Annotated in this window: 24 protein-coding genes, 1 pseudogene and 2 riboswitches; of the genes and pseudogenes, 23 read left to right on the forward strand and 2 right to left on the reverse strand. The window is 34.8% G+C overall.

Features of this window, described 5'->3' with window-relative positions; all coding sequences use genetic code 11:
* Positions 1-941 precede the first annotated feature (941 nt).
* The 15 genes from AC5LWL_RS06360 (at position 942) to sufB (ending at position 14,468) form a co-directional block, all read left to right on the forward strand.
* A complete protein-coding gene (locus AC5LWL_RS06360) occupies positions 942-1,298 on the forward strand; it encodes an arsenate reductase family protein (protein WP_493433538.1) in 357 nt (118 codons plus the stop codon).
* Positions 1,299-1,505: 207 nt separating this feature from the next.
* Complete coding sequence (gcvH, locus tag AC5LWL_RS06365) at positions 1,506-1,889, forward strand: glycine cleavage system protein GcvH (RefSeq protein WP_493433539.1); 384 nt, start codon at positions 1,506-1,508, stop codon at positions 1,887-1,889.
* 165 nt (positions 1,890-2,054) lie between these two features.
* Positions 2,055-2,402 (forward strand): toprim domain-containing protein, encoded by a 348-nt coding sequence (locus tag AC5LWL_RS06370; protein ID WP_493433540.1) that lies wholly within the window; start codon positions 2,055-2,057, stop codon positions 2,400-2,402.
* A 2-nt stretch (positions 2,403-2,404) separates the two neighbouring features.
* Positions 2,405-2,722 (forward strand): thioredoxin family protein, encoded by a 318-nt coding sequence (locus tag AC5LWL_RS06375; protein WP_493433541.1) that lies wholly within the window; start codon positions 2,405-2,407, stop codon positions 2,720-2,722.
* Positions 2,723-3,266: 544 nt separating this feature from the next.
* Positions 3,267-3,608, forward strand: a complete 342-nt coding sequence (locus AC5LWL_RS06380) for a hypothetical protein (protein ID WP_493433542.1) — start codon at positions 3,267-3,269, stop codon at positions 3,606-3,608.
* A 114-nt stretch (positions 3,609-3,722) separates the two neighbouring features.
* Positions 3,723-3,827, forward strand: a riboswitch (SAM riboswitch).
* Between the two features lie 105 nt (positions 3,828-3,932).
* Positions 3,933-5,243, forward strand: a complete 1,311-nt coding sequence (locus AC5LWL_RS06385) for an O-acetylhomoserine aminocarboxypropyltransferase/cysteine synthase family protein (RefSeq protein ID WP_493433543.1) — start codon at positions 3,933-3,935, stop codon at positions 5,241-5,243.
* Between the two features lie 158 nt (positions 5,244-5,401).
* Positions 5,402-5,508: riboswitch (SAM riboswitch) on the forward strand.
* A gap of 162 nt (positions 5,509-5,670) precedes the next feature.
* Positions 5,671-6,693, forward strand: a complete 1,023-nt coding sequence (locus AC5LWL_RS06390) for a methionine ABC transporter ATP-binding protein (protein WP_493433544.1) — start codon at positions 5,671-5,673, stop codon at positions 6,691-6,693.
* Positions 6,690-7,358 (forward strand): methionine ABC transporter permease, encoded by a 669-nt coding sequence (locus AC5LWL_RS06395; protein ID WP_493433545.1) that lies wholly within the window; start codon positions 6,690-6,692, stop codon positions 7,356-7,358. The genes AC5LWL_RS06390 and AC5LWL_RS06395 overlap by 4 nt, the downstream gene beginning before the upstream one ends.
* A 14-nt stretch (positions 7,359-7,372) precedes the next feature.
* Positions 7,373-8,209, forward strand: a complete 837-nt coding sequence (locus AC5LWL_RS06400) for a MetQ/NlpA family ABC transporter substrate-binding protein (RefSeq protein WP_493433546.1) — start codon at positions 7,373-7,375, stop codon at positions 8,207-8,209.
* A gap of 249 nt (positions 8,210-8,458) precedes the next feature.
* Positions 8,459-8,824, forward strand: coding sequence for a carboxymuconolactone decarboxylase family protein (locus AC5LWL_RS06405; protein WP_493433547.1), 366 nt, complete (start codon positions 8,459-8,461; stop codon positions 8,822-8,824).
* Positions 8,825-9,242: 418 nt separating this feature from the next.
* Complete coding sequence (gene sufC, locus AC5LWL_RS06410) at positions 9,243-10,028, forward strand: Fe-S cluster assembly ATPase SufC (RefSeq protein ID WP_493433548.1); 786 nt, start codon at positions 9,243-9,245, stop codon at positions 10,026-10,028.
* A 17-nt stretch (positions 10,029-10,045) separates the two neighbouring features.
* Positions 10,046-11,353: a Fe-S cluster assembly protein SufD gene (gene sufD / locus AC5LWL_RS06415; protein ID WP_493433549.1), complete on the forward strand. Its 1,308-nt coding sequence runs from the start codon at positions 10,046-10,048 to the stop codon at positions 11,351-11,353.
* Positions 11,353-12,582 (forward strand): cysteine desulfurase, encoded by a 1,230-nt coding sequence (locus AC5LWL_RS06420; RefSeq protein WP_493433550.1) that lies wholly within the window; start codon positions 11,353-11,355, stop codon positions 12,580-12,582. The genes sufD and AC5LWL_RS06420 overlap by 1 nt, the downstream gene beginning before the upstream one ends.
* A complete protein-coding gene (sufU, locus tag AC5LWL_RS06425) occupies positions 12,572-13,003 on the forward strand; it encodes a Fe-S cluster assembly sulfur transfer protein SufU (RefSeq protein ID WP_493433551.1) in 432 nt (143 codons plus the stop codon). The genes AC5LWL_RS06420 and sufU overlap by 11 nt, the downstream gene beginning before the upstream one ends.
* A gap of 67 nt (positions 13,004-13,070) precedes the next feature.
* The gene (gene sufB, locus AC5LWL_RS06430; protein WP_493433552.1) at positions 13,071-14,468 is read left to right on the forward strand and encodes a Fe-S cluster assembly protein SufB; all 1,398 of its coding nucleotides are present in this window, start codon (positions 13,071-13,073) and stop codon (positions 14,466-14,468) included.
* A 38-nt stretch (positions 14,469-14,506) separates the two neighbouring features.
* Here the strand turns inward: sufB and AC5LWL_RS06435 are convergent, their stop codons facing one another.
* On the reverse strand, positions 14,507-14,674 hold the full coding sequence (locus AC5LWL_RS06435; RefSeq protein WP_493433553.1) for a hypothetical protein: 168 nt from the start codon (positions 14,672-14,674) through the stop codon (positions 14,507-14,509).
* A gap of 299 nt (positions 14,675-14,973) precedes the next feature.
* Between AC5LWL_RS06435 and AC5LWL_RS06440 the strand changes: the two genes are divergently transcribed.
* The 7 genes and pseudogenes from AC5LWL_RS06440 to yunB all read left to right on the forward strand — a co-directional run bounded on the left by AC5LWL_RS06440 (position 14,974) and on the right by yunB (position 22,316).
* Positions 14,974-15,510 (forward strand): GrpB family protein, encoded by a 537-nt coding sequence (locus tag AC5LWL_RS06440; RefSeq protein ID WP_493433554.1) that lies wholly within the window; start codon positions 14,974-14,976, stop codon positions 15,508-15,510.
* 392 nt (positions 15,511-15,902) lie between these two features.
* Positions 15,903-16,682 (forward strand): annotated as a pseudogene (locus AC5LWL_RS06445) (AraC family transcriptional regulator); the annotation flags it as partial.
* A 340-nt stretch (positions 16,683-17,022) separates the two neighbouring features.
* Positions 17,023-17,868 (forward strand): DUF72 domain-containing protein, encoded by an 846-nt coding sequence (locus AC5LWL_RS06450; protein ID WP_493436555.1) that lies wholly within the window; start codon positions 17,023-17,025, stop codon positions 17,866-17,868.
* 128 nt (positions 17,869-17,996) lie between these two features.
* Positions 17,997-19,343 (forward strand): bifunctional metallophosphatase/5'-nucleotidase, encoded by a 1,347-nt coding sequence (locus AC5LWL_RS06455; protein WP_493433555.1) that lies wholly within the window; start codon positions 17,997-17,999, stop codon positions 19,341-19,343.
* 70 nt (positions 19,344-19,413) lie between these two features.
* Complete coding sequence (locus AC5LWL_RS06460) at positions 19,414-19,716, forward strand: YunC family protein (RefSeq protein WP_493436556.1); 303 nt, start codon at positions 19,414-19,416, stop codon at positions 19,714-19,716.
* Between the two features lie 688 nt (positions 19,717-20,404).
* Positions 20,405-21,493 (forward strand): HD-GYP domain-containing protein, encoded by a 1,089-nt coding sequence (locus AC5LWL_RS06465; protein ID WP_493433556.1) that lies wholly within the window; start codon positions 20,405-20,407, stop codon positions 21,491-21,493.
* 73 nt (positions 21,494-21,566) lie between these two features.
* A complete protein-coding gene (yunB, locus tag AC5LWL_RS06470) occupies positions 21,567-22,316 on the forward strand; it encodes a sporulation protein YunB (protein WP_493433557.1) in 750 nt (249 codons plus the stop codon).
* 286 nt (positions 22,317-22,602) lie between these two features.
* On the opposite strand, the gene AC5LWL_RS06475 is transcribed toward yunB, so the two are convergent.
* Complete coding sequence (locus AC5LWL_RS06475) at positions 22,603-23,595, reverse strand: M23 family metallopeptidase (RefSeq protein ID WP_493433558.1); 993 nt, start codon at positions 23,593-23,595, stop codon at positions 22,603-22,605.
* Between the two features lie 314 nt (positions 23,596-23,909).
* Here AC5LWL_RS06475 and lipA point away from each other — a divergent pair, with 314 nt between their 5' ends.
* Complete coding sequence (gene lipA / locus AC5LWL_RS06480) at positions 23,910-24,824, forward strand: lipoyl synthase (RefSeq protein WP_493433559.1); 915 nt, start codon at positions 23,910-23,912, stop codon at positions 24,822-24,824.
* The last annotated feature ends 16 nt before the right edge of the window (positions 24,825-24,840 follow it).

Below are 24,840 nucleotides of genomic sequence, written 5' to 3' on the forward strand. Positions count from 1 at the left end.
AAATCACCTTTAAAAACGAAGTGGAACAACATAGTTTTTAATACTTAACTACTAAAACTTCGAAGTTATAAATTCTTCTTCATGTATTGTTATAACTTGGTTTAGAGCAATGAGAAAAGGATGATTGATTAATCTTGCAAACATTATTCCTTATAAATAGGGGCTTTCTTTCCGTTTCAGGATGCTCGCTTTCCGTGGGGCTCGCGCTGAGCCGCTTCGGCCCTTGGCCTGCAGGGTCTCAGCTGTCTCGCTAATCCCACAGGAGTCTCGCACCTTCCACTCCAATCAAGCCGTTTTGATTCATTAGTTGTTGTCGTTGAACTGGTGAAAACATCCAGATTATATAAATAGACTGGAAGTGGAATATTTAGGTAAAATAACGTTGGATAATAACATAAAAAATCAACGCTACTAGTGTTTAGTCATCATACCCTGTAATGAAATTCGAAGACAAGAACTTATTCTAGAACAGGTTGCTTGTAACGGAGGGTGCGAAGACTCCTGCGGGAAATGTGGGAAGGCTGAGACCCCGCAGGCATGCCGAGGAGGCTCAGCTCCCACCCCGCGGAAAGCGAAGCAACCCGTAGTGGAAAGCAACCTCCACAATAAAAAACAAGCCCCCATTTTATTGTTCTTAAACTAAGTAATATCAAGGACTTGCAAACGAATTTGATGGTGTGAATTTGAGTTAACTATATGAAAAAACATAAATAACCAGTATAGGGAAGTAACCATTTTCATGCTGAATTAGAGAATAGAGAATGTTCGTCTTTACCTATTAGCTATTTAGTTATGTCTCAGCCTCAATAATTTCTTCTTTATATACTAAGTATTTTAATAGAATAAATATTATTTTACCTATTAATTGTTATGATTTTAGGGAATGTTATGATAATATTCAAGTATATGCAAAAAATAATAAGAATAAATTAGGTGATGGAATGAAAGTTACTTTCTATTGGTATCCGAAATGCGGTACATGTCGTAAAGCCAAAAAGTGGCTTGATGAAAATCATGTTACATATGAAGAAGTACATATTGTAGAAAATCCTCCTTCGCGCTCGACGCTCGAAGATCTTTATCAAAAAAGTAATCTAGAATTAAAAAAATTCTTTAATACAAGTGGGCAAAAATATCGTGAACTTGGACTGAAGGACAAAATAAAGGACGCATCAGATGATGAATTATTAGATTTATTGGCATCTGATGGAATGTTAATTAAACGTCCTTTGACTACCGATGGAAATAAAGTAACAATCGGCTTTAAAGAAGAGGCGTTTAAAGAAACTTGGACATAAAAGTACCTGCTTTTTACATGTGCATGTGGTAATGAGCAAAGGCGCTTGCGCTTTTCTATTGTCTAGCTTCAGCGCCTAGCTCTAGTGAGTATTGCCCCATGCCTCTAAAAGTAAAAAACACTTTTTGAGTCATGTGAACATTTTTCTTCAGAGCTGAACAGGGCGCTTGCGCTTTTCTTAATATAATTTATTTGGAGGGAATTCGTAATGAGTATACCAAAAGATTTACGTTATTCAGAAGAACATGAGTGGGTAAAGATAGAAGGGGAAAATGCCCGTATCGGTATTACATATTTTGCACAATCCGAATTGGGAGATATTGTATTTGTTGAGCTGCCTGAAATTGGGGATGAAATAGTTGCAAACGAGCCATTTGGCAGTGTGGAATCTGTTAAAACAGTTTCTGAATTATATGCACCTATCAGTGGTAAAGTAGTGGAAATAAATGAAGAACTTAGCGATAGTCCTGAATTTGTAAATGAATCTCCATACGAAAAAGCATGGATGGTTGTAATTGAACCAAGCAATAAAGAGGATATTGATAAACTTATGACTGCAGAGCAGTATGAAGAAATGACAAAAGAAGATTAAACCCTGTAAGCGCCGGTAAGATTTCCCGGTGCTTATTTCCGTCTTGGAGTAAGTGTTTTTGTTACTAGTCGTTTTAATTGAAAATTCAGTTATTAAGTTTCGGCACTTTATCTCCACTATCGAATATGATAAAGTGGTATTTAAAACTTCCTTTAGGTGATCATGATGAAAAAAATAATCATTGTTGAAGGTAAATCAGATAAAATGAAAGTAAAGAAAGTTATTAGGGAACCAGTAGAAATCATCTGTACAAATGGTACAATTGGGTTATCAAAATTAGATGAATTAATTGAAGAGCTATTTGACAGAGATGTTTATATTTTAGTGGATGCAGATAATTCAGGAGAAAAACTAAGAAAGCAGTTTAGAAAAGAATTTCCTGAAGCCGAACATTTATATATAGACAAAATGTATAAAGAAGTTGCTTCGGCTCCAGAAAATCATTTAGCCACCGTATTATTGCATGCGAATATTGATATCTATCCCGAATATTTAGATTTAAGGATGAGTTAGTTATGAAGGATTGGACGTTGGAGGAAGTAGAAAAACGCTTAGTAGAAGAGATGGAAACGGGGTTTATGCTTTATTTATACACCCCGCTCTGCGGAACTTGTATGGTAGCTTCGAAAATGCTGAATGTTGTTCAAGCCATTATGAAAGAACAACAATTTGCAAAAATAGATTTAAATTATGCACCGCAATTAGCTGAAACATACAAAGTAGAAAGTGTACCATGCTTGTTGATTTTTAGACAAGGTAAATTAAAAGAAAAAATATATGCATTTCAGTCTGTACCTTATTTAGTAGATATAATTCAAAAAAAAATTTCATAATAGACATTGAATTTTAAGGGGTATCAATTAAAATTCTCCAGTTTTATTAATGGGAGGATTTTAATAAGATATCTTTTTTTGTGCTGTTTTGAAATCTCAGCTGCATTCAAACACATAGCTGATTTTCATTCAAGGAGTTTCTCCCCTACAATCCAATCAACCTGTTTAAAAACAAAACACCAAAACACCCTTTATTAAGTTGAACGGCTATATTGCCGTTTAACAGAGCTCCACCTACTAACAAAAATTTGCAACACAGAGCAGGTAGCATACACGAAGAATCCCGTGGAGAAACTGCTGGAAAGTGACCTGTATTCTGACTTCAGACCCATTTGAGAGCACGAGGGTAGCCATTATCTTAAAATAGTATTTACTGAAAAATTCTAAACATTATACAAAAACAAACGACAAAGATAGCTGAATTATGTCATTTCTCGGGAAATAATATCGAACGAAATTTTAAATCGTTTTTATTATTTTAAAGGTTTTTTTTGAAGAAGGAAGGAATACATAAAACAGACATAACAAGGAAGTAGGGAGTGAAATGAAGCAACTTGTAATGGATTGTTTAGAGGAATTAAATAAAAGCCGTATTATAAAGCCGCTAATTGAAGGGGAAATATTTATCATGCAACTAACATGTGAAAAAGAGAAATATTACATAGAACTAAAAGATAGTAATTTCAACCTTTTAACAAATATTGATGTAAATCCAGATATTTTTATGGAAGGAAATAAAAATTGCCTGCAGTCCATCCTCCTTGGAAAGGTGTTATTACGGAAATCTAAAGAAGACAAGAGTTTACAAATATCTTCCACTATCAGAAAATTATTGTTGCTAGAATCCCTATTTTATCTTATTAATATGAATAAAACAGCTGTATAAGGAATTTGTAATTTTAATATAATAATTGCGAAGCTTTTCAAAATAAAGATTGACTGTCAAACATTTACCATGTTACGATTCCTCTAGTGTTGAACTAACTGAAAATTAAATAAGTTCTTATCAAGAGTGGTGGAGGGACTGGCCCTTTGAAACCCGGCAACCGTATTTATACGGTGCTAATTCCAGCAGAGCTACTTAGTTGGCTTTGAAAGATAAGAAGAGTTGATATATGGCCCTCTTCTTATGAATGAGGGTTTTTTTACGTTGCAAACTTTGTGCAGTGTTAATCCCTCTTCTACATGATGAAAATAAAGGAGATTAAAAATGACAAACGAAAAAAAAACTTACCATTTTGAAACTTTAAGTGTTCATGGGGGATTACAGCCTGATCCGACAACGGGAGCAAGAGCAGTACCGATTTACCAAAATAATGCTTATCAGTTTAAAGATACTGAACATGCAGCTAATTTATTCGGGTTAAAAGAACCGGGATTTATTTATACAAGGATTCATAATCCGACTGTTACAGTATTTGAAGAAAGAGTAAATTTATTAGAAGGTGGAGTTGGTGCGTTAGCAGTAGCAAGCGGGCAAGCAGCGATTACTTTGGCAATATTAAATGTGGCGCAAGCAGGTGATGAAATTGTGGCTGCTTCCAATCTTTATGGAGGGACGTATAACTTATTTGCTAATACATTACCCAAATATGGAATTAGCGTTAAGTTTGTTGATCCAGATCATCCAGATAATTTTCGTTATGCGATAACGGAAAAAACGAAAGCTATTTTCACGGAAACAATCGGTAATCCTAGTTTAAAAGTATTAGACATTGAAAAAATCGCAGCTATCGCTCATGCAGCCGGCATCCCACTTATGATAGACAATACTTTTGCTACACCATATTTATGCAGACCAATTGAATTCGGAGCAGATATTGTTATTCATTCTGCCACAAAATGGTTGGTGGGAAATGGTACAACATTAGGTGGAGTAATAGTAGATGGAGGGAAGTTTGATTGGAATTCTCCAAAATTCCCAGGATTTATTGAACCAGACCCAAGCTATCATCATTTAGTTTATAGCGTCGCTCTTGGAAAAACCGCCTATATTACCAAAGCGAGAGTTCAATTACTTCGTGACTTTGGACCAGCGCTTAGTCCGCAGAATGCTTTTCAATTTATTTTAGGTTTAGAAACGCTTCATTTAAGAATGAAGGAGCATGTAGCAAATACGAAAAGAATCGTTGAATATTTACAGTCTCACCCTGCAGTAAAATGGGTGTTATACCCTGGAGAATCTACTCATCCTGATTACGAGTTGTCTCAGAAATATCTACCTAAAGGCGCAGGAGCGGTAATAGTTTTCGGCATAGAAGGAGAAAGAGCAAGTGGAGCGAAGTTTATTAACTCGCTGCAATTATGGGCACATGTTGCAAATGTTGGAGATGCAAAGAGTTTAGTTATTCATCCTGCAAGTACAACGCATCAACAATTAAATAAAGAAGAATTAAAAGAAGCAGGAGTTCCAGAAGATTTACTCCGTTTATCTGTTGGTATTGAACATGTGGATGACCTTATTGCCGATTTAGAGCAGGCCATTGAAAAGGCAATACAAAAAGATGGAAATTTCAATTGAATGTTTTTGTTAGATAATCTGACATAAAAGATTAAATATTCAGAAAAAACATTATTCTAAAAAAGATGTTTTAAAGCATTGACACTTACTTAATTACCATGTTACATTACGTCTATCAACTTATTAGCAAGACAATTATCAATTATTATAAATAGTTACTCTTATCAAGAGAGGTGGAGGGATGTGCCCGATGAAACCCGGCAACCGTTAGTTTTAACTGACATGGTGCCAATTCACACAAAGCATTCGCTTTGATAGATGAGAGGAAGGTTAAGGAAATCTTTCAGCCTTTCTGCTCATAAAATGCAGAAAGGCTTTTTTGTAATTAAAATAAGTATGAATCTAGTACATCACTCAAAAGATATAGAAGAATAATAAGCTAATTAGTTTATTGATAGAATAGTGGTGACAAAAGTAGGTGAAGAAAATGATCAGTATTAATAATGTACAAAAAAAATACCCTTCTAAAAAAGGGAAAATAACAGCAGTAGATAATGTCAATCTAAGCATTTCCCAAGGAGAAATATTTGGTGTGATTGGCTATAGTGGTGCAGGCAAAAGTACGTTAATTCGTATGTTAAATGGCTTGGAAATTCCTAGCGAAGGAAATGTAACCGTAGCTGGACATGAAGTATCCAAAATAAAGGGAAGTAAACTGAGAAAAGCTCGTCAAGAAATTAGTATGATTTTTCAACATTTCAACTTGCTTTGGTCAAGAACCGTGAAACAAAACATTAGTTTTCCGCTCGAAATAGCAGGAGTAAAAAAAGGAATAAGAGAAAAGAAAGTGGCAGAATTGGTCAAACTTGTTGGCTTAGAAGGAAGAGAACATGCTTATCCTTCCCAATTAAGCGGTGGACAAAAGCAAAGAGTGGGGATAGCAAGAGCACTTGCTAATGATCCAAAAGTGCTGCTTTGTGATGAAGCTACTTCTGCACTTGATCCACAAACAACGGATGCCATTCTTGAGTTATTAGTAGATATTAATAAACGCTTAGGTTTAACGATTGTATTGATAACTCATGAAATGCACGTTATTAGAAAAATAGCACATCGTGTTGCAGTAATGGAAAACGGGAAAGTGGTAGAGTCAGGACCAGTGATTGATGTGTTTAAAAATCCTCAGCAAGAGATAACGAAAAGATTTGTGCAGCAGGTCATTGAACCTGAAAACGCCAAAGATTCTATTGAACATATTACTTCACGGTATACTTCCGGAAAAGTAGTGGTGTTAGGATTTGTTGGAGAAAATGCGGAACAGCCTGTTATCACAAAGCTTATTCGTGCATTTAATATATCAGTAAATATTATACAAGGGAAAATTAGCCCAACGCAGAATGGCTCTTATGGAACATTATATATTCATATTGATGGTGAAAAAGAGGAGACAGAAAAGGCACTGCAATTTCTGCAAACCCAGGAAATTAGCGTGGAGGTGATTGAGTTATGATGACACGTTTTTTTCCAAATGTTGAATGGGATACTATGTGGCTGGCAACAAAGGAAACATTATATATGACAAGTTTTTCTATTATAGTTACCTTTATCTTAGGAATCATATTAGGGATTACCTTGTTTTTGACAGCTAAAGGAAATATGTGGGGAAATTCCTTTTTAAATACAATTATAAGTGCTATCGTGAATATTTTTCGTTCTATTCCTTTCATTATATTAATTGTGTTATTAATTCCTTTAACCACTCTTCTTGTTGGAAGTATGATTGGAGCAAAAGCCGCACTGCCAGCACTTATAATTGGAGCAGCTCCATTTTATGCTAGGTTGGTGGAAATAGGATTAAGAGAAGTAGATAAAGGTGTAATTGAAGCAGCAAAATCCATGGGGGCAAAACCACTCACTATTATCTTTAAGGTTTTATTGCCTGAATCCATGCCGGCATTAGTTTCAGGGATCACGGTAACCACGATTGCTTTAGTCGGTTCCACTGCAATGGCAGGAGTAATTGGTGCTGGAGGTCTTGGTAATTTAGCTTATTTAGAAGGTTTTCAACGCGGTCGTCCTGATGTCACGTTAATGGCAACGATTGTTATCCTTATTATAGTATTTATTATCCAATTTATTGGGGATTATATAACAGCAAAAATAGACAAAAGATAAAGGAGACGAATAATATGAAAAAATTATTATCATTATTACTAGCATTTACATTTGTATTTGTTCTTGCAGCTTGTGGAACATCTACTAAAGAAGGAACAAACGGAGACGGTAAAGAAAATACAAAATTAGTAATAGGTGCATCTAATGTACCACATGCTGAAATTTTAGAAAAAGCAAAACCAATTTTAGCTCAAAAAGGCATTGATTTAGAAATTAAAAAATTCCAAGATTATGTATTGCCAAATAAAGCTTTAGAATCAAAAGAATTAGATGCTAACTATTTTCAACATATTCCTTACTTAGAATTGCAAATTAAAGATAATGGGTATGATTTCGTTAATGCTGGAGCAGTTCATATTGAACCAATGGCTGTATTCTCTAAAAAATATAAAAGCTTAGATGAATTGCCAAAAGGAGCTACTATTATTTTCAGTAATTCAGTTTCTGAACATGGACGTATTCTTTCTTTATTAGAAAAAGGCGGACTTATTAAATTAAAAGATGGAGTTAATAAAGTGGATGCAACGGTAAAAGATATTGTTGAAAATCCTAAAAATATTAAATTTAAACCTGATTATGAGCCAGCATTATTACCGCAAATTTATAACAATAATGAGGGAGATGCTGTCGTAATTAATGCAAACTATGCATTGGATGCAGGACTAAAACCAGTAAAAGATTCGATTGAAATTGAAGGTAGCGAATCTCCTTATGCAAACATTATTGTTGTACGTAAAGAAGATGAAAACAAAGAATCCATTAAAACATTAGTAGAGGTATTACAGTCTAAAGAAATTCAAGACTTCATTACTTCAGAGTACAAAGGTGCAGTTCTACCTGTATCTAAATAATAGAAGATAAGCAGAAAGGGGTTGTCCAAAAAGTCGATACTTCGGCAGTTGGATGCCCCTTTTTTGGTTTCTTGTTATGATTTCAGTCCTTCATTTTCTCCGCCCCATTACCCTATTACAATAAAAGGAATGCTTCTCACAAAACTATTTCTTCTTTTACACCTATAGAGTAATTTCAAAAGAGAATAGAAAAAATGATAATAATAAATACTAGTAGAGATCTTTCTTAGAACAAAAGGAGTGGAAAATTTGGATTATCAAACGAGTCATTCAGTAGAAAATGCTTTACATCATTATAAACAGGGATTGGGTACTTTTACTGAAAAGATGCCTGAATTAACACAAGCTTTTAATGCATTTACTGAAATCTGTTTTCAAGAAGGGACAGTAACCCAAAAGCAAAAGCAATTGATAGCATTGGGGATTAGTGTGTATGCTCAGGATGAATATTGTATTATTTATCATGTGAAAGGCTGTCTAGATCAAGGCTGCTCGGAGCAGGAAATAATGGAAGCAATAGGAGTAACTGCTGCATTTGGCGGAGGTGCTACAATGAGTCAAGCAGTTACATTAGTCCAAGAGGCCATTGTAGAGTTAAATTCGTTCAAGCAATGATAGAAAGGAGAACCAGTTTTTCTCCTGGTTCTCAGACTGTTGAAAAACGCTGCTCTCTTCGTTCACTCCCCGTGTTCATCGAAAAAAAAGGAAAAACCACTAAGTACGGAATCAATAAGGGAATTGTCATAGGTTATGCACAATGGACTGTAAAATCATAGTAAATAATTAACGAAAATAAGAATATTCAGTTAATTTTGAAAGTTTTCCGAACAATTCAAGAAATACATATATATAACATAAAAATAGGCTACTATTAGGCTATAATCTTTTACAATGTTAATTGAAAGTTCAATATATGTTCCTATAGGTTGCTATGAGTTTTTATTTGTTATAAGATAAGAATGAGAATAAATTGATAATGAAGTTTTCGAAAATTTATAAACTAAACTTCTTTAATTATGGGGGTATAAAAATAATGAGTCAATCAAAATTGGTTATTAACGATTTGCATGTAGCAATAGAAGAAAAAGAAATTATAAAAGGTTTAAATCTTGAAATTAAGGGTGGAGAAATCCACGCAATCATGGGACCTAACGGAACTGGAAAGTCTACTCTTTCTTCCGCTATTATGGGACATCCAAAATATGAAGTAACAAGTGGAACTGTAACACTAGATGATGCAGATGTATTAGACATGGAAGTAGATGAGCGAGCTCGTGCAGGTCTTTTCCTTGCTATGCAATATCCAAGTGAAATAAGCGGTGTAACAAATGCTGACTTTCTTCGCTCTGCGATCAACAGTCGTCTTGAAGAAGGAAATGAAATTTCTCTAATGAAATTTATCCGTAAAATGGACAGCAACATGGAATTCCTTGAAATGGATCCAGACATGGCTCAAAGATATTTAAATGAAGGTTTCTCTGGCGGAGAGAAAAAACGAAATGAAATTCTGCAATTAATGATGCTGGAACCAAAAATCGCTATTCTTGATGAAATCGATTCTGGATTAGATATTGATGCATTAAAAGTCGTTTCAAAAGGGATTAACAAGATGCGCGGAGAAGACTTCGGCTGCCTGATTATTACACATTACCAAAGGTTGTTGAATTATATTAAGCCAGATTTTGTTCATGTAATGATGCAAGGTAAAATCGTTAAATCTGGTGGAGCAGAGCTTGCTCAACGTTTAGAAGCAGAAGGTTATGATTGGATTAAGCAAGAGCTTGGTATTGAAGACGAAACAGTTGGACAAGAAGCGTAAAGTTTAGGGGGATTGACATGACGACTGAAATTAAATTGCCTTTCGATAAGGAATATATAACATCCTTTTCAAAGGATATGGGCGAACCGGCTTGGTTAACGGCGTTACGTGTACAGGCGTTAGAAAATGCTGATACTCTTCCAATGCCAAGACCTGATAAAACCAAAATAACAAATTGGAATCTGACAAAAATTGAAAAACATATTGTGAGCAGTGAAGATTTTACGAATGTAAACGACTTTCCAGATGAAGTGAAAGCACTGATCGATTTAGAAAAAAATAAGACGCTTTACATCCAAAGGAATAACCGTCCTACTTTTTTAGCTGTATCAAATGAGTTAAAGGAAAAAGGCGTTATTTTTACAGATATATTTACAGCGGCAAGAGAATATAGTGATCTTGTACAAAAATATTTTATGAAAGACGCTGTAAAAGTAGATGAACACCGTCTAACAGCACTTCATGCGGCATTGCTGAATGGCGGCATATTCTTATATGTTCCAAAAAATGTGGAATTGGAAGAACCAATCCAAGCGATCTTTTTACATGATGATAAAGAAGCAAATTTATTTAATCACGTATTAGTGGTTGCAGAAGATAATAGCTCTGTTGTATATGTTGAAAACTATGTATCAACAGTGGAGCCGGAAAATGCTGTATTTAATATTGCTACAGAAGTGATTGCAAATGCAAATGCTAAAGTGCAATATGGTGCAGTTGATAATTTAGCTAAAGGAATTACAAGCTATATTAATAGACGTGGTATTGCCAATCGTGATGCGAAAATCGAATGGGCATTAGGATTTATGAATGATGGAAATACTATTTCAGAAAATACTACTAACTTGATTGGTGATGGATCATATGGTGATACAAAATCAGTTGTAGTCGGACGCGGAGAACAAAAGCAAAACTTTACAACAAAAGTTGTTCATTTTGGCAAAAACTCTGAAGGGTATATTCTAAAGCATGGTGTTATGAAAGACAGTGCTTCTTCAATCTTTAATGGTATTGGGAAAATTGAACATGGTGCAACAAAGGCTAACGCTGAGCAAGAATCACGAGTGTTGATGCTAAGTGAAAAAGCAAGAGGAGACGCCAATCCAATCTTACTTATCGATGAGGATGATGTAACAGCAGGTCATGCTGCATCTGTTGGAAGAGTAGATCCGTTGCAATTATATTACTTAATGAGCCGCGGGATTTCTAAACATGAAGCAGAAAGACTAGTTATTCATGGTTTCTTGGCACCTGTTGTGGAAAAACTTCCAATTGAAGGTGTTAAAAAGCAATTGGTTGAAATTATTGAAAGGAAAGTAAAATAATGAATATCCAAAATATTCGTCAATACTTTCCCATTTTAAATCAAGAAGTAAACGGTCATCCTTTGGTTTATTTAGACAGTGCTGCAACTTCTCAAAAGCCGGTTCAGGTTATTGAAGCTATAGATAAGTACTATCGAGAGTATAATTCGAATGTACACCGAGGTGTGCATACGCTAGGAACGAAAGCAACTGATGGGTATGAAGGTGCAAGAGAAAAGGTTAAAAATTTCCTAAATGCCAAATCAGTGGAAGAAATCATTTTTACTAGAGGTACAACGACTGCGTTAAATACAGTTGCACAAAGTTATGCTATGGCTAATCTGAAAGAGGGCGATGAAATTATCATTACCCCGATGGAGCACCATAGCAATATAATTCCTTGGCAGCAAGTGGCGAAGCGAACAGGTGCTACGTTAAAGTATTTTCCACTGCAAAACGATGGCACACTTTCTATAACAGATGTAGAAGCAACCATTACAAATTCGACTAAACTTGTATCTGTCACTTGCGTTTCTAATGTATTAGGCGTGATTAATCCAGTCAAGGAAATTGCTGCTATTGCTCATAAATATGGAGCAGTATTAGTTGTTGATGCAGCTCAGGGCGCTCCACATATGAAAATAGATGTTCAAGATATTGATTGTGACTTTCTTGGATTTTCTGGTCATAAAATGTGTGGTCCAACTGGAATTGGTGTATTATATGGGAAAAAACATCTTCTAGAAAAGATGGAACCTATTGAATTTGGTGGAGAAATGATTGATTTTGTAGGTTTATACGAATCTACTTGGAAAGAACTCCCATGGAAGTTTGAAGGGGGAACACCTATTATTGCAGGAGCAATTGGTTTAGGTGCGGCAATTGATTTTCTTCAAGAGATTGGTTTAGATACAATTATCGAACATGAACATAAGCTGGCAGCATATGCATTAGAAAAAATGTCTACGATAAACGGTTTAACTATTTATGGACCAAATAGTGCAGAGAATCGTGCAGGTGTAATTACCTTTAATATTGAAGATGTACATCCACATGATGTTGCTACTGTATTAGATGCGGAAGGAATTGCTGTTCGTGCAGGACATCATTGTGCACAACCATTAATGAAATGGCTCAATGTATCTGCAACTGCAAGAGCAAGTTTCTACCTGTATAACTCTGAAGATGAAATTGATAAACTTGTTGATGGAATAAGTAAAACAAAGGAGTATTTCAGCGATGTCTTTTAATAATTTAGATACACTTTATAGAAGTGTTATCATGGATCATTATAAAAAACCCCGAAATAAAGGGGTTTTGGAAGGCAGCCTAACGGTTAATATGAATAATCCTACATGTGGCGATCGCATTCTACTAACATTGCAGGTTGAAGATGGAATAGTGAAAGACGCAAAATTTGACGGTGAAGGCTGCTCCATCAGCATGTCTTCCGCTTCCATGATGACACAAGCCATTAAAGGGAAATCAGTCGAAGAAGCATTTAAGCTTTCCAAAACTTTTTCAGAGATGATGCAAGGAAAAGAATATAGTGATGAGATAGATTTAGGAGATATTGAAGCACTTCAGGGTGTTTGTAAATTTCCAGCAAGAATTAAATGTGCAACTTTAGCGTGGAAAGCAATGGAAAAGGGCTTTAATGACGGCTTGTAAGAGCAGCGATTATCAAACTTTTTGATTGAGTTGGCAACAACATGCACATAGAATGGAGGAAAATGAAATGGCAAAAAAAATGCCCGATATTGGGGATTATAAATATGGATTTTCGGATAAAGACGTTTCTATCTTTCGTTCGAAACGTGGTTTAACCAAAGAAATTGTTGAAGAAATTTCTAAATTGAAGGATGAGCCTCAATGGATGTTAGATTTTCGATTGAAGTCTCTTGAGCATTTCTATAATATGCCAATGCCACAATGGGGCGGAGATTTAGCATCTTTAAATTTTGATGAAATTACTTATTATGTAAAGCCATCAGAAAAAACAGAACGTTCATGGGATGAAGTTCCTGAGGAAATTAAACAAACATTTGATAAACTAGGTATCCCTGAAGCAGAGCAAAAGTATTTGGCTGGTGTGTCTGCACAATACGAATCTGAAGTTGTTTATCACAATATGCAAGAAGATTTAGAGGCAATGGGAATTGTATTTAAAGATACAGATTCAGCATTAAGAGAAAATGAGGATCTTTTCCGTGAACATTGGGCAACGGTTATTCCTCCAACAGATAATAAGTTTTCTGCATTAAACTCGGCTGTATGGTCTGGTGGATCGTTTATTTATGTACCAAAGGGTGTAAAGGTAGATACACCTTTACAAGCGTATTTCCGTATTAACTCGGAAAATATGGGACAGTTTGAGCGTACATTAATTATTGTGGATGAAGGAGCGAGTGTTCATTATGTTGAGGGTTGTACGGCACCGGTTTATACAACTAACTCTCTTCATAGTGCTGTCGTTGAAATCATCATTAAAAAGGATGCTTATTGTCGTTATACAACAATCCAAAACTGGGCAAACAATGTTTACAACCTAGTTACGAAACGTGCCGTTTGTGATGCAAATGCCACGATGGAATGGATTGATGGAAATATCGGTTCGAAACTAACGATGAAATATCCAGCGGTTATCTTAAAAGGAGAAGGCGCTAGAGGAATGACATTATCCATTGCCCTTGCAGGTAAGGGACAACATCAGGATGCAGGAGCAAAAATGATTCATTTAGCACCAAATACTTCTTCTACTATTGTTTCGAAATCTATTTCAAAACATGGTGGAAAGGTAACTTATCGTGGAATTGTTCATTTTGGACGCAAAGCAGACGGAGCGCGTGCTAATATTGAATGTGATACATTAATTATGGATAATAAATCCACATCTGATACGATTCCGTATAACGAAATATTAAATGACAATATTTCATTAGAACATGAAGCGAAAGTTTCTAAAGTATCAGAAGAGCAGCTGTTCTACTTAACGAGCAGAGGGATTTCAGAAGAAGAAGCAACAGAAATGATTGTAATGGGATTCATCGAACCATTTACAAAAGAGCTGCCTATGGAATATGCAGTAGAAATGAACCGTTTAATCAAGTTTGAGATGGAAGGTTCAATAGGATAATGTAGAAAAAACCCTTGGTATATCAAGGGTTTTTTTACTTATATAACAAGGGAAATAATCGGCGAGCCGATTTGTGCTGATGCAAATTTTCTTGTAGTGTAGAAGGCGAATTTTTGTAGTTCGTCTTTTTCTATTTTCTCCGTTATATCCAGTTCTGTATCAGCTGTTCTACTAATTGTTTTAGTCCTAATCGTTGTGCGATACAAATTTACTACTCGCTCCTGACCCCGATAGCAGTACAGCATGTGTCTGTCTAAATCCGTGGGATTCCTTTATATTCAATGCAATATTGTCATAATGAATTTCGTACAATAGAAGGTGTTAAATAATTTCCTAAAAAATTGTCAAAAATGATCCCATCCTCGTTCTTCTTAAAATACTCTTTACTAAGAATTAATTTATTTTGTTTCAACTTGAAGTTTTTCAATTCATGAAGGATTATTAATCAGGTAGATAAAATTAGAAAATATGGATTTGGATTTCTAAATTGAAAGGAGTAAATAGTATGCAGTTAGGTTTAGGGAAAAACGAAGTTAAAATCGTTCCATACAACAAAGAATGGAAAAAAGGATTTTTGAAAATTAAAGAGGAAATTCAACTTGCTACAGGGTTAGATTATGAGTGTATAGAACACATCGGTAGCACAGCAATTGTAAATATTGCTGCAAAACCTGTAATTGATATATTAGTAGGAGTAAGTAATCTAGATAAAATTAAACCTGATTTGTTTAAAGAATTTGAAAAAATAGGTTTTTACCGCTTGAGAGTTGGAAGAGAACAAGAAATAGTTTTAGCTAAATTTACAGATGGAACTTTTAAGGTTAAAACTCATTTTATTCATTTAGTTAAATATAAGGGAGACAAATGGTCTCAATTAGTTACCTTCCGAGATATATTAAATAAAAATAAAGGATTACGTGAAGAATACGAATTAATCAAACTGAATTTTACAAGTAAAAGCAATGAAGGCATCAATGAATACACGAATTTAAAGGAAGAATTTGTTCTAAATGTTATTAATAAGTTAGATGCGGATGAGTAAAATGGTGGAAAGAGAAAATCTTATTGACGATGAAATATTAAATCCTAGCGATATAATATATCCTGATACAGAGTACTAAATCACCTAAGAAGATGGGAATTTTATGATGTTTATCATCATTGGTCCGAAAAACGTATGTATGGTAGTGTAGAAAAAGTTGTTCGTCTGATTGTAATGATAAAAACGTTAATGAGTAACTTAAATTCGGGGGTGAAAACCTGCTTAACCTCACATATTCAAATCTCGTAGGAGGATTGGATTTTTTAAAGTTAAGGTGTATTAATCTTTTAATTATGTGTCCATTTGAGCGTAGAGGTGCTCATGAAATATAGAAGCATACAGGGAAGTTCCATTGAGAAACAAGCCAAAGGGCAAAGATTCTCCTGAACATCGTTCAAGCAATTGTTAACCTCACAATCAATATAGAGGAGGAAGAATATAAAATGAATATTTCTAGAAGCACTGAAGTTGAAAAGCTACAAAGTGAAAAGAGTGAGCTGTTTGACAAATGCGTGCTCCACATATTAAATGGCCAGGCTATGTATGAAGAATTTAAAGATAAAAAACTAATGGGAGCTTCTAGTTATGCTCCATTTAATGAAGCAATGTGTGTAAACTCGACTACTAAAAAGATTTTTGATAAAGACTTTATAAAAACACGGGCATCGGGACATCATGAGTCAGTAGAAAATTATATCAAAAAGGTTCTTGATCCATTAGACAATCTTTTTCATAAAGAATATAAATGTATCGTTTTATGGTTTGGTGAAGACATGTTTTGTCAAATGAACCTACTTACAATACTTTCCTATCTCGAACAGTCTAGATATGGAGGAAAAGTGTTTTTAAATAGCTTCAAAGAGGATGAATTTAAAGTAAGTCAGACTGAGCTTCAATTAGGCAACTATTATTCTGTTTACAAAAAAGTATTGGTAGATCATAAAAAACCTTCAAATGATCTACTTTCAGTAATGTATCAAGCAATAGACATATATTTAGAGATGCTAAAAGAAGATAATACTGTGGTAAAGTATATTTCCCAAAACAAAGATTTACCAACAACAGAATTAATTAATAAGCTATTCACGCTTTTTCCGACAGTTGGATATGGAGATTTGCAATACTTGGAGCTGATTAAAAAAACGAAACGAACGAGCTATGAAAGCTACTGAAATGAGGACAAATTTGAAAAACGAATGCTAAATTATTTATCCTTACGATTATTTCCAATAGTGAATGTCATACTAAAAATGTTCAATGGAAGATTCTATTGGGGAAAATCACCTCACAAAAATCGTATCCCACTCCGGAATGCGATTTTTTTATTGGCAAATCATTTAATACCTAGCTTTGAGTAAATAGTAGTTATTTATGCTGAATATTGTTATGATATTTAAAAGAAGAACCATTTATAGGAAAGAAAATAATGTTGTAGACAATAGAATTTTGTATGATAATCGCAAAAAGTACAAACAAATTATTGATGAATTTTATATTTTTAAAGGTGATAGAATGATTAATATAGGTTTAACTGGCTGGGGTGATCATGACAGTCTATATGGTACACACACTTCTTCCCGTAATAAATTGCTGGAATATGCGAGTTATTTTCCGGTAGTTGAATTAGATGCATCATTTTATGCGATTCAGTCCATAAAAAATGCAGAGAAGTGGGTGGCGGATACGCCAGATACTTTTCAATTTATCGTAAAAGCATATCAAGGAATGACGGGTCATCAACGAGAGGAATTGCCATCTGAATCGAAAGAACAGATGTTTTTATCCTTCAAGGCATCACTTGAGCCATTTGAAAAAGCAAATAAATTAAGCATGGTATTATTTCAGTTTCCTCCTTGGTTTGATTGTACAAAACCAAATGTTGACTATTTACGTTTCTGTAAGAAAATGATGGGAGAGATTCCTTGTGCATTGGAGTTTCGTCATCAATCATGGTTTAATTCGAAATTCCGTAATAAAACGTTAACGTTTATGGAGGAAGAAAGATGGATTCATAGCATATGTGATGAACCACAAGCAGGTAGTGGATCTGTTCCAACTGTTTTGAAGCCAACAACTAAAGAGAATGTATTAATTCGTTTTCATGGTAGGAATCTTCATGGCTGGCAGCAGAAAAATAATCCAAAGTGGAGAGAAGTCCGTTATCTTTACAAATATAATAAAAAAGAATTATTGGAATGGGCGGAAAATATTAACTATTTACATACTGTTTGCAGTAATATTTTTATAGTGTTTAATAATAATTCAGGTGGAGATGCAGCAGATAACGCAAAGCAGCTTCTTGATCTTTTGAAAATTGAATATACAGATTTAGCTCCAAGACAATTAGATTTATTTTAAAGTAAGAAGTAATGTGAACATTTTTCTTCAGAGCTGTTCAAGACGCTTCCGCTTTGCTAATCAGCTATTCCTAATTAGCATAGAAGGAACATATACTTTATTAATAATCGAAAAAGGAAGGCGAAATAATGGAAGTCATCCATATTTATCATACAAATGATTTGCATAGCCATTTTGAAAATTGGCCGAAAATCTTCAAGCTGCTAAGAGAAAGAAAAAAATGGCATGAAGATGCTGGGGATCCAGTTTATTTTTTTGATATTGGCGATCATTTGGATTTATGGCATCCGTATACAGAAGCTACAAAAGGAAAAATCAACTCCACTTTATTAGAAGAAGAAAATTATACCGCTGTGACGATTGGTAATAATGAGGGGATAACACTATCTTATGAAGCACTTGACTCTCTGTATCAAGAAGCATCATTTGATGTAATTCTAGCGAATTTATATAAAGCAAATGGAGAACGACCGGAATGGTTGATTCCTTATAAAATATATCAAACAAATACTGGTACAAAAATTGGAGTGGTAGGACTTACCGCTTTTTTTGAACATTTATATGAACTATTGGGCTGGAAATTAACGGATCCTTTTACTGAATTAGAGCAACAGCTTTCTCTGTTAAAAGAAAATGCAGATATCATTATTGTGTTATCTCATCTAGGCATTAATGAAGACGAGGAAATGGCAGCAAGATTTCCGGAAATTGATATTATATTAGGGGCGCATACACATCATATTTTGCATCAAGGAAAGCTTATTAATAACAGTTTGTTAGGAGCGGCAGGTAAATTTGGATATTTTGCTGGGCATATGGTGATAACAGTCGATCCAATAAGCAAAAGAATAATCGATAAACAGGCAGAGCTGTATGAAACGAAAAACCTGCCAGCTCCGCAAGAGGAAGAAGCTTTTATAGCAAATCTGTATGAGCAAGGAAAGCAAGCACTTTCCGAAGAAGTTTGCATTTTAACGGATACATGGTCAAAAGAATCAATCGCCAGCTATTTATGCAAAGAAATTCAATCTTGGTGTCAGGCTGACTGTGCCATTTTAAATGAAGGATTAATATTAAATAATCTACAAGCAGGCGTCGTGTCTTATTTTGATTTGCTTTCCATCTGTCCGCATCCTATTAATCCATGTAAAGTAGTATTAACTGGAGCTGAGTTAAAGGAAATTATATTAGACATGAAGGATAATAAGTGGGAGCACTACCACTTGAAAGGCCTTGGTTTTCGTGGAACGCTGATGGGGAAAATAATTTCTCATGGAATCACATCCGAAACAACGGGAAAACTGGTAACTTATTATATAGATGATAAAGAAATGGATGCAGAAAGCAAATATACGGTTGCGATACCAGATATGTTTACATTTGGAAATTTCTTTCCAGCGATTTATCGTGCCAAGGAAAAAGAGTACTTTCTTCCAGAATTCATGAGGAATATTCTTGCAGAAAAACTGAAATAGCTGTAGTTATAAAATACACGGTTCCTTCTTTTTCGAATATATTGTTAGAAAAAGAGGAGAGTGGTGTGTGATGGTAGATGTTTTTCCAATTACTATTGAAGACCAAACATTTATTGGAATCAGTGTGCAATTACCTAAAACAAATTTGCTCGTAATTAAAAGTGATAAAGGGTATATTATGTGTGGAGCATTAGATGTTGCTTTGCTGAATGAAAAATTAAAAGATCGGAAAATAATTGCTGGAAGAGCAGTAGGTGTAAAAACGATAGAGCAATTATTAGAGGCACCTTTGGAATCTGTAACGATAGAAGCACAAGAATATGGCATTTATAAAGGGATGGCAGGAAAAGATGCGTTATTAAAAATGGTTTAAAGCTGTTTGGTGCATGAACTTGTGTGGGAGAAACTGACATAGTATAAGATCGAAAACCAGATAGAGAAATTGCTAATATATTTCTATCTGGTTTTTTCCGTGGGGCTACGCTTGAGCCTCCTCGGCGTTGCCTTGCGGGGTCTTTAGCCTTCCCACATTTCCCGCAGGAGTCTTCGCACCCTCCGTTACAAGCAACCTGTTTTAGAATAAGTTCTTGTCATCGAATTTCATGACAAGGTATGATGACTAAACACTAGTAGCATTGATTTTTTATGTTATTATTCAACGTTGTTCTCTCAAAATGTGCACTGTTAGTCTATTTCTATCAGATGGATGTTTTCACCAGTTCAACGAAAGAAACTAATGCATCAAAACGGCTTGATTGGAGCGGATATGCGAGACTCCTGTGGGCTCAGCGCGAGCCCCACGGAAAGCGAGCATCCTGAAACGAGAATCTTGCCCCTATTTATAAGGAATAATATTTGCAAAAAAACACCCGAAAAGACGAATCAATCATCCTTTTCTAATTGCTCTAAACCAAGTTATGCTAATACATGAAGAGAAATTTATAACTGCGAAGTTTGAATTAATTTATTATTAAAAGAATTTTAAGAAAATAAAGAATTATCTTTTTAAAGTTTTTTTACGTTATAATATACATATATATAAACTGAAATGGGAGTTATTGATGCGATTAATAGGAACAAAGTATATTGCTGAAGGCGTAATATTAGCGAAACCAATTCTTAATGAAAGAGGCAAAATATTAATTAACAGTGGTGTAAAAATCGATAATAAAATGATTAAACGTTTAATGGAGTTAAGGATTTCGTATTTATATATTGAAGATGGAAGAACAAATGATATTTATCCAGAACCTTCTATATCGGATGATTTAAAAAAAGAAGCGATGAAAACAATCGAAACCAATTTTACAGAAATCAAAGAATCTGTAAATAAATCAAAATTTATTATGATGGAAAAAGCTACTTCTACTTTTAAAAAACTAATATCAAATGTACTCGAAGAACTTCAGGGGCATCGTGAATTATCTTCCATGATGTCAGATGTTTTTTTATATGATGATTATATATTTTCACATAGTTTAAATGTTACCATTTATTCTTTGGCATTAGGAATAGAGTTGAATTTAACAGCCAACCAATTGAAAATACTTGGTCTTGGTGCTATTTTGCATGATGTTGGAAAAATCAATATTCCATTAAAAATTTTATTAAAACCAGAAAAATTGACAAAGCAAGAATTTGGGATCATAAAAAGCCATGCAGAAACAGGCTATAAGATGTTGAAAGATATTCCTAATATGTCTCTTTTAGTAGCACATTGCGCATATCAGCACCATGAAAGGATAAACGGATCTGGTTATCCACGCGGCATAAAAGGCGAAGAAATACATTTATTTGGAAAAATCATTGCGGTTGCAGATGTATTTGATGCTATTACTTCAAACAGAGTGTATAAGCGAGCTTTATTGCCCCATGAAGCATTAGAAATATTATATGGGGGGATTGACAGTCTGTATGATGCGAAAATTGTCGAAGCATTTCGAAAAGCGATTATTTTATACCCTAATGGGCTCAGTGTCTCTTTAAGCAATGGAGAAAAGGGAGTAATTTGCAGGCAAAACAATGGATTAAACGAAAGACCTGTTGTTCGAGTGCTTGAGAAAGAAGATGGAACAGAGATTGCTCCTTATGAAATAGATTTAAAGGAAAGTCTGTCTATTGTGATTACGGAATGTGAATCAATCATTTAATTTATACATAAATATTATAGCTTCTACCTGTCCTGTTACATGCATATAAATGCATTAAAAGGAGGGGAAGACTTTGCGGAAATTTTATTTTCGTCGAATATTACCTCGCAAAGGTTCACTATCATTTCAACAGGTTTTCCTAATAACTGCTGTCTTTTTTATTATTTCTACTTTTTTCAGCTTATGGTTGATTAATAAAGGCTTAAAGCCAACACTTGTTCAGTATGCAGAATCTCAAACAAAGAAGATAGCATCTTTAGTAATTAACGATGCATTAAAAGATGAGAAGATAGAAGAAAGTGATAACTTAAATATAAGTGGTAACAACTTTGTTTTTAATACAGATCAGATGGTGAAAAAGCAACAGGAAATCGTCCATATTGTGCAGCAAAATCTTATGGAGATGGAAAAGGGAAACATTTCGGAAGCAGCTCTGCTTACAGATATACAGGTAAATAAAGAAAAAACAGCAGAACAGCACGGAATTGTGTATAGCATACCAGTTGGTCAAGCAACAAATAATGCAATATTAGGGAATATTGGTCCGAAAGTTCCGATTAAATTTAATGTTGTTGGAAGTGTAAAATCGGATCTGAAAACAAAGATGGAAAATGTCGGTATAAATTATGTTGTAGTGAAGGCATATGTAGAGTTAACAGTAGATATTCAGATTATCATTCCTTTTGCGACGGAAGTAACAACAGTAAAACAAAATATTTTAATTGCGATGGCAGGATTCGAAGGAGATGTTCCCCAATTTTATAATGGAGGAAGCAGCGGATCCGTGCCATCTGTAGAGCTACCAAAAGACAATAAAAAATAACCAAAAGGAAAATTCCCTAAATAATCCACGACCTGTGGCAGAGTCTAGCGACTAGCATCCTGCTAGCCCCAATCAGCCAGGAATTTTGTATTCCTGCTTTTTTTTGGATACTCTGAGAAAGATTCTTCTAATAAAGCAGAGAGCAGCCGGAATACACGAAGACTCCTATGGGATTAGCGGGAAAGGCGAGACCTGACAGGAGGATCGGCGCCTGCTCCATGGAAAGCGAAGTGTATTCCGGCTGCGGACTTATTGAGAGACCTAAACCCCTTTTTTCAGGGAAGCACTATTTACGAGCTTTTTGTCTTTCCTGCCGTTCCCATAATCGCAAATGAGCATAGGGATCAAAAGACCATTCAGTATTGCCATTATCTTTATACATTCCATAATGCAAATGTGGCGGGAATTTACCAGACGTGCCAGGAGGACCATATCCAGAACTTCCCACACCGCCAATCAGCATACCAGGCTCGACAATTTTACCGACTTTTAAATCTTTTGAAAATCCGCTTAAATGAGCAAAATAATGGTAATTATTGTTGATATCCCGAATTCCGATACGCCATCCCCCATAGCGATTCCACCCTTTCATTTCGACAATGCCATAAGAGGTTGCTCTTACTGGTACACTGTAATCTGCAAAGATATCGGTACCCTCATGTATTCTTTTACCACCCCATCCTCTAGCATCCCCCCATGTACTGCGATAACTAAAGTTGCTGCTTAAAGGAACGGGGAAAGCATGTGAATCAAGTTCCAATTTGCCGAAATGCTTATAAATGGCTGCTTTCCCCATGATGATTCCAACTGTTTTATCCCTTTTATAATAATTCCAGAGACCTATTTTAAAATTATCTTCATCAATGCCATATTGGAGAATATAATTAGTAAATGCATAAAGAACATCCTCGTCATTTACATTATCTGCTTTTCCATCCCCGTTTCCATCTACTCCATAACCTCCAAAAAGCTCTATCGTTATTGGGTTTGTATCCTTTGCATTAGGGTTAATAAGTCCTGCCCATTTTTCATTGGCAAAATAAATACCTGTTAATCCCTTTGCTTTTGGAAGGTCTCTTCTAGCAGAACGAATATTTCTTTCATATTGATCTACAGCAGCAATATAATACCAAGGAAGTTGAGAAATCCCTTCTATTTTTTTATATAATGCCATTCTCTGTGCATAGACAGTTTCTTGTGTGTTTTCTGCTGCATGAGCAGGTGTTGTATTTGCGGCGGCTATAATTAATATTAGTAGTAATACCATAATTTTACGCAAATGAAAATCATCCCTTCTAAAAAGCATTGTTCTCTTATTTTATGAGAAAAACGAGGAATCATTTATATCAATTAATGGTAAATTTAAGAGTATTCAACTTGTAGCTGGAAGTCCATTATGTTACAGTGACAATGAAGAATAGAGATTAGAATCCTTTGTATATGATACATGTTCTAAATTATTAACTGTGTTATAGAATAGTGATTTATATTTGCTAGGTTTAATGAAAAAATAACAAGACAATATTCTTATAACTACCATCCAATAAATAAACAGATAGTTAAAAATTTGTAGAAGCTAGGAGATGATTTTGCATGGCGGATAAGAAGCAAGAGTATATACGTAAACCTGAATGGTTAAAGATAAAGTTAAATACAAATGAAAACTATACAGGTTTAAAAAAAATGATGAAAGAAAAAAAACTTCATACGGTATGTGAAGAGGCAAAATGTCCAAACATTCATGAATGCTGGGCTGTAAGAAGAACAGCAACGTTTATGATACTTGGCGATACTTGTACAAGAGCATGCCGATTCTGTGCAGTAAAAACAGGATTGCCTACTGAGCTGGATTTACAAGAACCAGAACGAGTAGCTGACTCTGTCTTTAGTATGAATTTAAAGCATGCGGTTATTACAGCAGTTGCACGAGATGATCTAAAAGATGGCGGTGCTGCTGTTTTTGCTGAAACAGTTCGAGCAATACGCAGAAAGAGTCCTTTCACAAGCATCGAAGTGCTGCCTTCTGATATGGGTGGAGTAGAGAGCAATTTAAGAATGTTAATGGATGCAAAGCCAGATATCCTTAATCATAATATTGAAACTGTAGAACGATTAACCCCAAGAGTACGTGCAAGAGCAAAATACGACAGATCTTTAGAATTCCTAAAAAGAGCTAAAGAGATGTATCCACAAATCCCTACTAAATCTAGTCTGATGATTGGTTTAGGAGAAACAAAAGAAGAAATTATCGCTACAATGGATGATTTAAGAAAAAATAATGTAGACATTATGACCATTGGACAATACTTGCAGCCCACAAAAAAACATCTAAAGGTTCAAAAGTATTATCATCCCGATGAATTTAAAGAATTGAGAAAAATTGCTTTAAGCAAAGGATTTAGCCATTGTGAAGCTGGACCTTTAGTGCGTTCTTCCTACCATGCAGATGAACAAGTAAATGCAGCGAAAAAAAATCAGATGAATGGAGAACACGCACAAGAAGCATAATTATACATTCTAAAAA

The organism is Niallia sp. WK069_GA_01 (assembly GCF_983173855.1).

Coding starts and splice junctions, on each gene's coding strand:
- AC5LWL_RS06360 (WP_493433538.1), top strand. CDS start 942: ATGAAAGTTACTTTCTATTGGTATCCGAAATGCGGTACATGTCGTAAA.
- gcvH (WP_493433539.1), top strand. CDS start 1,506: ATGAGTATACCAAAAGATTTACGTTATTCAGAAGAACATGAGTGGGTA.
- AC5LWL_RS06370 (WP_493433540.1), top strand. CDS start 2,055: ATGAAAAAAATAATCATTGTTGAAGGTAAATCAGATAAAATGAAAGTA.
- AC5LWL_RS06375 (WP_493433541.1), top strand. CDS start 2,405: ATGAAGGATTGGACGTTGGAGGAAGTAGAAAAACGCTTAGTAGAAGAG.
- AC5LWL_RS06380 (WP_493433542.1), top strand. CDS start 3,267: ATGAAGCAACTTGTAATGGATTGTTTAGAGGAATTAAATAAAAGCCGT.
- AC5LWL_RS06385 (WP_493433543.1), top strand. CDS start 3,933: ATGACAAACGAAAAAAAAACTTACCATTTTGAAACTTTAAGTGTTCAT.
- AC5LWL_RS06390 (WP_493433544.1), top strand. CDS start 5,671: ATGATCAGTATTAATAATGTACAAAAAAAATACCCTTCTAAAAAAGGG.
- AC5LWL_RS06395 (WP_493433545.1), top strand. CDS start 6,690: ATGATGACACGTTTTTTTCCAAATGTTGAATGGGATACTATGTGGCTG.
- AC5LWL_RS06400 (WP_493433546.1), top strand. CDS start 7,373: ATGAAAAAATTATTATCATTATTACTAGCATTTACATTTGTATTTGTT.
- sufC (WP_493433548.1), top strand. CDS start 9,243: ATGAGTCAATCAAAATTGGTTATTAACGATTTGCATGTAGCAATAGAA.
- sufD (WP_493433549.1), top strand. CDS start 10,046: ATGACGACTGAAATTAAATTGCCTTTCGATAAGGAATATATAACATCC.
- AC5LWL_RS06420 (WP_493433550.1), top strand. CDS start 11,353: ATGAATATCCAAAATATTCGTCAATACTTTCCCATTTTAAATCAAGAA.
- sufU (WP_493433551.1), top strand. CDS start 12,572: ATGTCTTTTAATAATTTAGATACACTTTATAGAAGTGTTATCATGGAT.
- sufB (WP_493433552.1), top strand. CDS start 13,071: ATGGCAAAAAAAATGCCCGATATTGGGGATTATAAATATGGATTTTCG.
- AC5LWL_RS06440 (WP_493433554.1), top strand. CDS start 14,974: ATGCAGTTAGGTTTAGGGAAAAACGAAGTTAAAATCGTTCCATACAAC.
- AC5LWL_RS06450 (WP_493436555.1), top strand. CDS start 17,023: ATGATTAATATAGGTTTAACTGGCTGGGGTGATCATGACAGTCTATAT.
- AC5LWL_RS06455 (WP_493433555.1), top strand. CDS start 17,997: ATGGAAGTCATCCATATTTATCATACAAATGATTTGCATAGCCATTTT.
- AC5LWL_RS06460 (WP_493436556.1), top strand. CDS start 19,414: ATGGTAGATGTTTTTCCAATTACTATTGAAGACCAAACATTTATTGGA.
- AC5LWL_RS06465 (WP_493433556.1), top strand. CDS start 20,405: ATGCGATTAATAGGAACAAAGTATATTGCTGAAGGCGTAATATTAGCG.
- lipA (WP_493433559.1), top strand. CDS start 23,910: ATGGCGGATAAGAAGCAAGAGTATATACGTAAACCTGAATGGTTAAAG.